General features: G+C 59.1%; 8 protein-coding genes. 2 read left to right on the top strand and 6 right to left on the bottom strand.

The window, feature by feature from the left end; translation table 11 throughout:
- Nucleotides 1–927, top strand: a 927-nt coding sequence (locus AC52Q4_RS15110) for a GNAT family N-acetyltransferase (RefSeq protein ID WP_495537626.1), incomplete at its 5' end; no start/stop codon positions are given.
- On the opposite strand, the gene AC52Q4_RS15105 is transcribed toward AC52Q4_RS15110, so the two are convergent.
- Complete coding sequence (locus AC52Q4_RS15105) at nt 922–2,757, bottom strand: asparagine synthetase B family protein (protein WP_495537625.1); 1,836 nt, start codon at nt 2,755–2,757, stop codon at nt 922–924. The two genes, AC52Q4_RS15110 and AC52Q4_RS15105, sit on opposite strands and share 6 nt — an antisense overlap.
- Nucleotides 2,758–2,982: 225 nt before the next feature.
- On the opposite strand from AC52Q4_RS15105, the gene AC52Q4_RS15100 reads away from it, so the two are divergent.
- Nucleotides 2,983–3,975, top strand: coding sequence for a sulfotransferase family protein (locus AC52Q4_RS15100; RefSeq protein ID WP_495537624.1), 993 nt, complete (start codon nt 2,983–2,985; stop codon nt 3,973–3,975).
- A gap of 15 nt (nt 3,976–3,990) precedes the next feature.
- Here AC52Q4_RS15100 and AC52Q4_RS15095 read toward each other — a convergent pair whose 3' ends face one another.
- From AC52Q4_RS15095 to AC52Q4_RS15075, 5 genes are all read right to left on the bottom strand, one after another.
- Nucleotides 3,991–4,752, bottom strand: a complete 762-nt coding sequence (locus AC52Q4_RS15095) for a class I SAM-dependent methyltransferase (protein ID WP_495537623.1) — start codon at nt 4,750–4,752, stop codon at nt 3,991–3,993.
- Nucleotides 4,753–4,977: 225 nt separating this feature from the next.
- A complete protein-coding gene (locus AC52Q4_RS15090) occupies nt 4,978–6,078 on the bottom strand; it encodes a nucleotidyltransferase domain-containing protein (protein ID WP_495537622.1) in 1,101 nt (366 codons plus the stop codon).
- On the bottom strand, nt 6,075–6,992 hold the full coding sequence (locus AC52Q4_RS15085; protein ID WP_495537621.1) for an HprK-related kinase A: 918 nt from the start codon (nt 6,990–6,992) through the stop codon (nt 6,075–6,077). Before AC52Q4_RS15085 ends, AC52Q4_RS15090 begins: the two co-directional genes overlap by 4 nt.
- The gene (locus AC52Q4_RS15080) at nt 6,986–7,273 is read right to left on the bottom strand and encodes a hypothetical protein (RefSeq protein WP_495537620.1); all 288 of its coding nucleotides are present in this window, start codon (nt 7,271–7,273) and stop codon (nt 6,986–6,988) included. Before AC52Q4_RS15080 ends, AC52Q4_RS15085 begins: the two co-directional genes overlap by 7 nt.
- Nucleotides 7,273–7,671 (bottom strand): hypothetical protein, encoded by a 399-nt coding sequence (locus tag AC52Q4_RS15075; RefSeq protein ID WP_495537619.1) that lies wholly within the window; start codon nt 7,669–7,671, stop codon nt 7,273–7,275. The genes AC52Q4_RS15080 and AC52Q4_RS15075 overlap by 1 nt, the downstream gene beginning before the upstream one ends.
- Between the last annotated feature and the right edge of the window lie 1,470 nt (nt 7,672–9,141).

Genomic DNA, 9,141 nt, shown 5'->3' with positions numbered 1-9,141 from the left:
CCGCTGGTGCGGACCACCGGGCGCGAGGCCGGCATTTACTCTCGCCGTTTGGAACTGCTGAGTGTGCCGGACAACCAATTTGCGGACATCCTTTTCGCTCCCGACTACCTCACCGACGTTGCGCAGGCCATTGCGCATTGGCTTCGGACACACTCCCGGCGCTGGGATCAAATCACCCTGCGGGCGCTTCATCATGCTTCCCCGTCGGTACCGGCGATGACCGAGGCCATGCGTCAGGCGGGGCTTAGTGTCGCTCGGCAAACCGAGGCCACGAATTATTCGATCGATCTGAGCGGTACTTGGGAAGCCTACTACCGTACTCGCAGCCGCCGCCTCAAAAAAGGCAATAATCTGGCGGCGAATCACTTGCAGCGAGCGGGGAAACTAGAGCTGATTTGGCTGAGAGGCAAGGAGGTAGACGAGCAGACCGGGAACATCGTAAGAAATCTCTCCGCCACGAGCTGGAAACACAGCACCGGAACCACGCTCGATCAGCCCGGCCCGAAAGCGTTTTTCGACCGCCTTTTAGAGCACGCCCGCGAGCAATGCTGGCTCTCCGTTTGGCTGCTTACACTCGATGGGCTGCCGGTGGCGGCGGAACTGCAGCTCGAGCACAGGGGCTGCGTCCACGGGCTGCGCTCAGACTTCCGCACCGACCTCGGCGAGCTCTCCCCCGGCACCTATCTCAACTGGAAAATCATAGAGGGCCTTTTCGACCAAGGGCTCCACGCTTATTATCTCGGCGCAGGGGAAAACCCGTATAAGCGGCGCTGGACGGACACCGGAACGCGCTTGGCACGACTCGATGCGTGGAGCCCGAGCCTTCGAGGACGCGCCTTGGCGGCTACCGAACAATGGCTGCGACCGGGGCTGCGCACGGCACGCGACCGCGTGCAGAGTCTCTACCACCGCGCACGCCGCTCATAGCGCACCGAACGCCGCGGACAACCCTCCGCGCTTGTCCCCGCGTGTTCTTGTTTGGAACCATTGTTCCAACATCATTAGCGTCCAAACCAATGTGCCGTAATAGGCGGGATGTTCGTGCAGGCGCTGCGACATAAGTTCGTCGAGGAATTGCGGGCGCACGATAGCGCGGTTACGTAGCACCGCTAAACTGTCTCCTGCCAGCTCATGAAGCGCTGGGTCGCGAGTCAGCCAGATACCGAATGGCAGCCCAAAACCATGCTTTTGCTTCCTGATCACGGCGCGAGGCAAAAAATCCCGCAGAGCATCCTTGAAAAAGGGACGCAGCTTCGTTCGACCTACCTTCCAAGTAGGCGGCAGCCGCAAAGAGAGCTCGAGCAGTTCGTCATCCAGCATGGGAAAGGCCGCATCCACGCCGGCTAGAGCACAGGCACCTCTGACTTTGACCAGATCATCATCGGCCAACGTAAACTTGAGATCGCGGGCAAGCATGCGGTTGATCGTCCCTTGAGCCTGTGCTGACCAATAGACTTCACGGATCATCTCTAGTGGCCGATCGGGTTCGATGCCGGCAAAAAAATCCGGCTGCAGAATACACTCGAGCCCAATTCGCGTGAGCAAATTGTAACTTTCCAGCCGATCCGGCATCGCCAACAGGGCTTGATTCAGGTAGCTGCGAAGCTTGCGCAACCCGAGAGACGACGGCAGCCGACGAGCGAGGGGTTGCAGCAGGTGCAGCCGCACACCGACGGGTAGGTGGTCGGGCAGTTGGAAAATCCACTGCTTGGCGTAGCGCGCATTGCCGCCAAAAAGCTCATCGCCACCGTCACCTCCCAGTAGTAGTTCGACACCGCGCTCGCGAGCCATCTTTGCACAATAATAAGCCGGAACGACCGAAGCGTTGCCGAAAGGCTGATCATAGCCGGAGGCAATGATCGGGATGGCGGCCGCGACATCCGCAGGCGTCACATAATACTGCTGGTGATCGGAGCCGAAATGCCTCGCAGCTCTCTCGGCATACCCCGTTTCATCGTAACCGTCGGCATCGAAACCGATTGAAAAGGTCTGCGGCGCCTTACCAGTGACCTCTCTTAGCATCCCCGTCACGGTCGAGCTGTCCGTTCCACCACTCAGAAATGCGCCTACCGATCGAGAATCCAGCGAACGTTCTACACCAGAATGCAGCCGGCGGCGGAGCTCGGCGCCCGTCTCTGACCAGGACAAGTCCGCGTCCTCAATGTACTGCGGCTGCCAGTAGGTCCAGACGGCGCAGCCACCGGCATCGAAGCGCAGCCCCTGGCCGGGCTGCAGCCGGTGCATTCCCTGATAGATGGTCTGCGGTGATGGCACAACATGGAAATAGAGATAGCTCAGAAGGGCCTGGGGCTCCGGCTCGGTAGTAGCCACGGGATGAGCGGCAAGCTTATCGAGGGCCGTAGCGACCAGTAGCCCACTTGCCGTCTTGGCGTAGTAAAGCGGCCAAGTGCCAAGGCGATCGACCAGGGCCAGACCGTTACCGCTTCGCCGGTCAAGGAGGAGCAATGCATAGCTGCCACGCAAGTCACAGCAGGCCAGATAGCCGCGGCGCCGATAGGTCTCCAAGAAAGTCTCGAGTTCTTCCGTCGCAGAAGATCGATCAGGGCCTCCGCATCGCGGCTGCCCCACCCCCGCGAGCACAAAATCCTCCCGCTCCAGCCAGAAAGCCCCCGCTCCGGCCGTCAGGCCAATAGAACCCTCGGACAAAGTGTACTGCGCCCCCTCAGCCAGCCATTGCTGAGTCAAATGACATTTCGCACCGACCGAGCGGCCCAATTGCCCCCACGCACCGTACATAGAATCAATCTCCTTGGCTCACTCCAGCTTAGTGGCTGTATAAAGGCTAAACGAAATACTTTCTGGCTTTCTGGTAGTGTTTCATTATTTTTAAGGGGTGAGAACTGCGGCATACTCCAGCAGGCCTTACCGCAGGTTTTCGCAAGAAGCAGTCACGCACACTCCTTGATAATACGAATATTCACTACATTGCGAGAGACTCGCTCATCATCAGGTGCTGAGACCATGACTTCCGATAGCATGCGCGGGCCTATCTTGTTGTTCGGTATGCCGCGTTCCGGCACTACCTGGCTGGGAAAGATCTATGATAGCCACCCTGACACCCTGTATCGCCACGAACCTGACAGCTTTGGTCGATTGAACTTCATGCCCATAGCACCGGAACCTGCGGAAGCCCCGCTGTATACCAGGCAGCTAGAGGATTTCGTAGGCAAACTGCCCGCACTCCGAGATACCAAGATTGCAGCCTCCTTACCTACATTCGCCAAGTCCTACTTATCGTATCCGCACCATCTGTGGAATGAGTTCGCTATACGTATCGCAAAGCTAGAAGCCAGGGTCAAAGGCGAGGCGGCCACGCGCTTGTGGCTTCCGGATTCCGCCACGCGCGAGGCCCGAGTGCTTTGGAAATCCATTGAATCGGTGGCCCGCCTTGGAACCATAACCACAGCTTTACCCAAAGCTGTTGGTGTGCTCATTATCCGCCACCCCTGCGGCTATGTCGCATCGGTAATCCGTGGAAAGAGCCAGAAACAATTCACCGACGGGGAAAGCCTGGGCGAAGACTTCCCCCTGCTTGCCCTGCTCGCCCGAACCCGGATCGCCCATGAATATGGAATCACCCTGCAGAAATTACGCCAGGCTCCGCCCATCGAGCGGCTGGCCTGGCAATGGGTGCTGTGTAACGACAAGGCATTGATCGAGACGGCCGACAATAAACGTATACTCACAATACGCTACGAGGACCTGTGCCAGAATCCTGAGGCAGTAACTCGGCGGATGTTCGACTGGACCGGTTTAGAGTTCAGTACGCAGACACACGCCTTTATCAAGGCAAGCACCCGCGTTCACCAGAGCCGCTACTACAGCGTTTTTAAAAATCCTGAGATAGCAGCTCACAGCTGGCGTTCTAACCTCTCAGAAGAGATCCAGCAGGCCGTCCACAGGGTCACCGCCAAAACTCGCGCCGGCAGTCTGTTCCTCGATCGTAAGCGATGAGCCTTCAGCGAGGGATCACACACCCGCCGGTGAGGTAGCTGGTGGCGCTGGCCCCTTTCGAGCATGTACAACAAACGCATGGCTCAGCAGCCGACCGATTCCTGGCACTTTTCCCAATTGTATCCCCTCACTTACACTTTGTAGCCGCTGCAACTTGCGGGGGAAGATAGGCACCCAATTGATACGCGCCTCGGTGCAGCCGGCTGCAAGCAACAGCCGCTGGAGACCTGTAGCGCTCTCATAGCGTACTCGCAGCGGCTGCCGCCGCAGCGCACACATCAACACCTCGCCTGCGTGCAACGCACAGCCGCGGTTCAGGCCATCAATCCAGATTTCGCCTTCGGGCCGGGTAACTCGGACGAGCTCACCAACCAGCGACTCACAATCGGCCAACGCTTGTGTCACGCCAAAGCACAGCACACCATCAAAGGCCGCCGCTCGAAACGGCAGCCGGCGCGCATCACCGGCTAACCACCCAGCTGCATCACGAGACGTCATGGCCTTGGCCTTCTCCAGGCTCGGCACGGAGTAATCTAACCCGTAAACGCGTTCCACCCCCCGCCCCAGCAGCGTCCGCACATAAGTACCCGCGCCGCAGCCGACATCGAGCCACTCCCCTTGCGCGCCGTCGAGCAGGGCCTCGAAGGCGCGTAGCCGCGCCGCCAAACCGCTAGCGCTCCAGCCGGCGATCAACGCATCCGAATCGTAACTCCGACCGAAACGCTCGAACCGGCTCCGCCAACGCAACTCGAAATTGTCGGGGCTTCCCTCTCGCATGTGCCTTCATGTCACCCAACTGAAAATTTATCTCAGCGTCGGTATTATCATGGACTCCTAATAGGGGGACGACATTAGGGTGATCTTGAAATACCGGTCTCGCCTCACCCAAGCATTGGGCGGCTACCGCAGAACTCCGCCGAGACGGCTGCTACTACTCCCACTCCCCTTGGGCTTGCTGCCTCAAATCTCCGAGACACAACTCACGGGCGGTTAGCACGCGCATCAGCGCAGCGCATTAGGCGCCATCTCTCGCACCATAGCCTTACGTAGCAGATGCCGAATCAGACGCAGCGGGGGCATTTTGAGCCAATGCGAGCGCACGTATAACGCAAGGCGCGCCAGGCGCACATCCAATCCATTACAGCTCGGATGCTGCGGGCGCAGGCCGCGCTGAAGCAGCCCGAGCATCAGGACCCGTTGCAGCGACGGCGGCCCAACGGCCTCGACACGCCGTCGCACAGTCAACGGGACCGGCGTCTCCAATACGCTCACCAAGCAGAAAATGGCATAGAACAGCGGACGCCCCAAGGCCAGCTGTTCGGCCCGCTCCACGAGCCTGTCCCAAAACGCCGGTTCGGTGGATAACTCCCGTAGCAGCAGGTCCAGATCCGAGAGGTCTCGCAGTCCAGACGTCAATTCGCCGTCATGGAAAAGGTGGGTAGCACTGTGCAGCACCATATCCGGAGGCGTGAGCGTAAAAACATCCCCCATATCCGCCTCCGGCCATGGCACCGCGGCGCTCAGCAATAGCGTCGCCGGGGGCCGTAGCCGTCCGCTCAACGGCAGGATGTTATGATGAACATCCACTGTGGTGCCGCGCTGGTGGTGCTCCATCGGGGGTAGCTCATGCATCCACTCGCGATAGTAACGCTGATCGTAGGCATCGAGGTGAGTGGGCGACCAGCCGGCCAACATGAGCGCGCTCTCCACGGCCGCGAGACGGCCGCGCGGAACGAGAATGTCCACATCCTCGAAGAAACGCCCATGGACTGGGTCCAAACCCGCGTGCACGTAAGCCGCTCCTTTGAGTAGTACCAGCGGGACCCTTGTCCGGCGAAGCGCGTGACGGAGACGGGTTATCTCATAGCGGGTCTCGCGGTGGCGGCATTCGGCTTTACGCGCCGCCCAACGCAAGTGGGCACGCGGAGCGGCCGGCAGTTGGACGTGCGGATCAAGCTGGCCGGCAAACCAATCGAGCCGGCCTAGCAGCCCGGTCGCCCGCGCCTGCTGAATGAGCAAATCCCAGTCGCAATCCCTAAGCCGCGCCATCCGCGATGGCTGCGCCAGCACACGAATCAGCAGTGGCTGCGAACGCCAGCTCATGAAACATTCACCTCGTTCGCTGTGGCGGCCGCAAGCTCGTCGAGCACTATCAGAGCCTGGTCCAGGGAACCGATGGTAAGGGAAAAGGGCGCGCAACGCGCGAGCGTATCGGCAAGCAGCTCGAAGCCGGCCACCCCGAGCTCGGCATAGTTAAAAGCGGATTGGGCGGCGGCCATGAAGGCGCACGAACGGCCCAATGACCGCAACCTGGTCTCTTCGCCGGGTTCGAATTGGGGCACAACAAGCCAGCGCGGTGTGGCGACTTCTGCAAGGCGAGCGACGGAGGGGGCCGGCGGGGCCAAAAGGCACACACTGCCCTTGACCGTATTGTGCGACACCGCCGAAAGCACGGCGTTGGGGGCAAGCTGCCGCACCACTTCGATCGATTCGTTCTTCAGGCTCACGGGCCGAGCCAAACCTTGGACACTCCCGTCTGTCAAGCGTAGCAGCGTCAACTCATCGGAGAGTAAACGCCAGCCCGAGAGTGCCAGACCGGCGGCCAACGTACTCTTACCGGCACCGGACGGCCCCGGCAAAATCAACGCCCCGCCATCCCTTTCCAGGACTGCGGCATGAAGAATGAGATAATCCTGCACGTAGTTGGCGATGCACCAGTTCAGGCCCCATTCGAACATGGGATAAGCCTGATCGGCCGGTAACGGCCAAAAAGGCCGCTGGCCGTCGAGCTCGAAGACCGCCTGCGGCTTCCACCAGCGTCGCGGTCGAATCTTTATGCTGAAATCGGCAAACGCGCCCTCGGCCAGCCGGAAATCAGCGTACATATGCGTCAAAGCGGACGCCAGCTCACGGAACCGGCTGTAAAGGCGCACAGTGAAGGGAAACAGATACAAACTAAAGCCGTCGCGGCGCAGTCGGCGAGCGACCTCCGCCACCCCAAGCTCGCCGATCAACATGGCATTTCCCGGCTCGCCAGCCCAGCCTGTTCCAGCCTTGCCAGCAGATCTTCCGCCTCCTCACCAACCGCCTCGTCGTCGAGTAGCGCGAAGAGGTCACTGGCGGGCACCGAACCGGCCGCCAGCCGATCCAGCACCTTGAATACGGCCACATCGAATCGGAATGTCTCGCCGGAATCGGTACGGTAGACGACTAACCCGTCCTCCCAGCGGCGGGTCCGCACGGACCCGTCAACGCTGGCATACCAACGCTGCGTCACGCCCTTACAAGAACCGGCCATTAAGCCCAAGTGGTCTCGAAGTAACGCTTGATGTCTTCAGCGTACCAGCGGTCCATTCCCGGCGGCGGCGAATAATACCCGTGGCGGACCCACTGTCGCCACATTTCCTGCACCGTCTCCACCGGCAAAGGCCGCGTCAAGCCACCTTTCGCATTAAGCAACGCCGCGACGAAATAAGCTCCCATTTTATAGGGATCCTCCTTGTTCCCTGGAAGGTGTAATACGCTCATGAGGGACAACTGCTCCGGGCTTGGAACATCAAAATGCTCGCCCCATGCAACGAGATCGAAAAACGCCGTTCCCTCTTCGAATACGATCTCGGGCCGCCCTGCTAATCCAAATCCCGTAGCCGGATACTGAGCGCTATCAACTCCTTGCTGGCGGTGCCTCTCTGCCACGCGGGTTGGCGAACCCGGCTTGCAGCCGGCAGGCCACTCGCTGGGGTGATTCTTCCAGAATCCGGGCGAGCGCCCTCTGCACGAAGGCGTAGCCTGTGCTGTACCGCTACCCACCGATGCGTTGGAAGCGGCCGCCCCCAATCGAGGTCGTAGGATGAAAAACGCCGGAACGGCCGCTGCCGCCGCCGTCGTGATGCGGCGCCGGCTGCGGTCAACCGACCCGCGGCTCGCATCGCCTTCCTTTCCGGTTTGTCGCTCCTCTGACATCGATAGACGCCTCCTACTCTTGAAGAATATCGGCGCTACGAGTTAACTCTTCAGCGCCATGGAAACCACCAAACCCTTCTTGGCTGAACCCTTCGACTACTCTCAAGACGCCCTTGCCGAAGGACGAGTGGAATCTTGTATAACAATCTGAAAATTTTAAATAATAACCCTGGACTAAGATTCTCCCGAACCCACCGAAGAGCTTAGGACAACGGGTCAACCACACAAGAAATTCCTAAACAAGCACTATTCATAACCTCTGCAAGAAACAGGCTAAACAAAAAAAATATTATATAATCAATCTATTAAAATAGAGAATATTGTCTTGCAATCTTTCTCTCTCAAAATATGTAAAGGTTTTTGACACAGTGAGGAACCAACGCAGAATCTGCTGAAGCATTGAATGGGATGTCCTGCCTTTTACTCCGCGCCTTATGCCAACTGACTCCACCGTGCAGCGCTTCTCCCTGTCAGTGTATAGGCAATCAACACTCCTTTCGTCATGCCGAGCCACACCGCGTAATAGCACGATGAACCCGCCGACGAGCGCCGGGGCATCACCCACCACCGTATAGGATTAACAGCGTGCCAAGCCGTACGGCCAAGTTCAACCTGGCATCTTCTGCCTAAAATTAGCGTTCAGACACGCCTGGCGCACATACCTATCCCTTTAACTCCTAAACCGTTAACTGGGGGTCGCTGTTATAAATGGATATCTTGTAGAACTTATTGATATGTCGGACATCTAATCTTCAGACCCTGCGTTCTTATGGAGCTAATCGGATAGGTATGCCTGGCGCAGGTGTGTCCATTGAAGCCCTCGATCCAAGCGCGAAAGCGCATCAGTGGCGAAGTCCAGGCTCCGGATTTCGTTGGCCGCCGTAGCGAGACGCCGCGGTGGGCGAGCTGTGTCTGTCTTGTGCCGATACGGCCGGTAGACACGCTTACGGTTATCCGATCAGCCCGCGCCCCGAAGCATAACGACTACGCGCTCCACCCCGTAAATGCGGGCGCGCTCGGCGATGAGCTCGGGAATGCGCAGCGTCAATATCATGCTATCCGTCGCCCCACCGGTACGGTGTCTGTCAAGGTAGTTGGAGCCTCTGTCATGCTGCTTTTAGTGCCGGCTCAGGATTCAGCCACACAGGGCCGACGGGCTTCCAGTTTCGCATGGCCCCGGACCAGCGGCCGGGGGCATTGTCA

The organism is Nitrococcus sp., from assembly GCF_059432795.1.
This window is presented reverse-complemented; position numbering and strand designations above follow the sequence as displayed.